2 protein-coding genes are annotated in these 2,192 nt (G+C 65.4%); both read right to left on the bottom strand.

Going from position 1 to position 2,192, the window contains the following annotated elements:
* Positions 1-185: 185 nt before the first annotated feature.
* Complete coding sequence (locus VML93_RS32680) at positions 186-686, bottom strand: PE family protein (RefSeq protein ID WP_325617081.1); 501 nt, start codon at positions 684-686, stop codon at positions 186-188.
* Between the two features lie 181 nt (positions 687-867).
* A partial coding sequence (locus tag VML93_RS32675) for an FAD-binding oxidoreductase (protein WP_325617079.1) occupies positions 868-2,192 on the bottom strand: 1,325 nt, incomplete at its 5' end.

Raw genomic sequence — 2,192 nt, 5'->3', positions numbered from 1 at the left:
GAGTAGTCCGATGGCCGGCTAGAACGTATCACTGACGCTGGGCCTGGTTACACGAACGTCGCACGAACAGGTATCTGCGCTGGTCAGATGGTGCCCCCGGCAGGATCCGGAACTGCAACCGCTGGGTTCCTCGGTTCTTCGGTTTGCGGTCGCGCGCGTATCTGCGGTAGGCGCGGGGCAGTGTCTTAGAGTCCGAACATCCCCAAAAAGCTAGCTAGCGCAGACAAAATCCCACCCGCCACCAAAACAAACAGAAGGAGTACTCCTCCCAATAAAAAGCGAAGTGGCTGCACAAAGTTTTGCAGCAATTGGAATATGACGCTATTGCTTGCGGCAATTTCGGATAAGTACTGAAAGACTTGATACAAGCCCGCATTCTCAGCCAACCAAATCAAATACTCGATGTTGATGGCCTCAGCGCTGGCATACGAGTGCGCACCCGCCGTCAACTTCTGCACAAAGTCCTCATGAAACGTCGCCGCGCGCCCGGCCAGGGTCTGATAGTCCGCGGCGTGCTGGGAGAACAGGTGCGCGATACTCTTCGACACCTCATCGGCGGCCGCGGGCACCAGCGCGACGGTCGGGGCGGCCGCCGCCAGGTGGGCGGCGCTGACGTCTGAGCCGATATTCGCCAGATCTGCTGCCGCCGCCGTCATCATCTCCGGCGCCGCGATCACATACGACATGTCTGTCCTCCCACTAGCTCATCGGGCCGACCTGGCGGTCAAGGGTGCGGCCAAGTTTGCGCGACCCAGCCTCGCACGAATCGACGGAGCGGTATGCAGTAATCGACTACTTAACCCCGTCGACGTGGGCGGCGGCTGTTCGTCGCGCTCTGGCCACCTCGGCTGCGCGGGTGATGCGCCCTCAGAAGTTCAGCCCGGAGAACATGATCTGGTTGGGATCGTACTTCTGCCGCACCGACGACAGCCGCGCCAAATTCGAACCGAAGTAGCGCGCGGCCGTGGTGTTGGCCTCCACGTAGTTGACGTAGCCGCCAGCCGAAAACTGTTGCACCGTTTGGTGTGCGGAGCTCAGCCACTTCGTAGCGGTAGGCACCATGGCGCTGGAGGGCTCGACGTACCACTGCAGCACCGCCGACTCCCGGCGCCACGGAAAGGCCGAATCGCCCGGGGCCACATCGCTGACCGCGCCGCCCAGCGGCTCGACGATCACCGACGCCTGTCCGTTTGCCGCGGGCCATTGCCCGATCGCGGTGGCAATGGCATGGGCCGCAGCGGAATTCACCGTGGGGATCACGTCGGACCCGGCCACGAAGCCGCGCGGCGAGCTGGTCGAGCTGCCACCGGCCAGGTACATCACCAGATCCATGTGACTGATCGTTTTGTTCTGAACGGAGCTGGGCGCCACGCCCACCGCGGATTTGATCGCCTCGGCAACGCCTGATCCCGCGCCCGCCGGGCACGTCGCCAGCACATGACAGTTCGCCTGACCCGAGCCGACCGAGAGATCGACCATGCCCCAGGTGTCGCGGTCGGCCGCGGTCAACCAGGACTGCCAGCCGGTGAGCACCTGCACCGACGACGCCGGCGGGAACTCGATCCGCAGCAGGTCGCGATCGGCGGTAGCGAACGTCGCAAACGTCATCGAGGTCGTCACCCCGAAGTTGCCGCCACCGCCGCCGCGGAGTGCCCAGAACAGATCCGGATTGTCGTTGGCGGACGCGGTGACCACGTCGCCGCTGGGCAAAACCACCGTCGCCGACTGCAGCGCGTCACAGGTCAGGCCGGCGTGCCGCGAGTCTGCTCCCTTGCCGCCACCCAGCGTCAGCCCTGCGACGCCGACGGTCGGGCAGGTGCCGGTGGGGATGGCCCGGCCGGCCCCGGCCAGCGCCTGGTGGACCGCGTACAGCTCGGTGGCCGGCGTGACCGTGACGGTCCCGCTGCCGGTGTCGAAACTCACCCCGCCGGGCAGCGGACGCAGGTCGAGCACCATGGCGCCGATGGCGCTCGACGCCCCGATGTAGGAATGCCCGCCGCCACGCGGGGCGATCTTGAGTTTGTTCGCCGTCGCGAACGCGACCACCCGCTGAACATCGGCTTGCGACGACGCGGTGACGACCGCCGCCGGGTTGGAACCGTTGTAGAGCGAGTTGAAAACCTGCTTGGCCGTCGAGAACTGGGCGCCGTTGGCCGGCAGCAGCACACTGCCGCCGATCGAGGAAGCCAGAC

Source organism: Mycobacterium sp., from assembly GCF_035499775.1.
GTDB lineage: Bacteria > Actinomycetota > Actinomycetes > Mycobacteriales > Mycobacteriaceae > Mycobacterium.
This window is presented reverse-complemented; position numbering and strand designations above follow the sequence as displayed.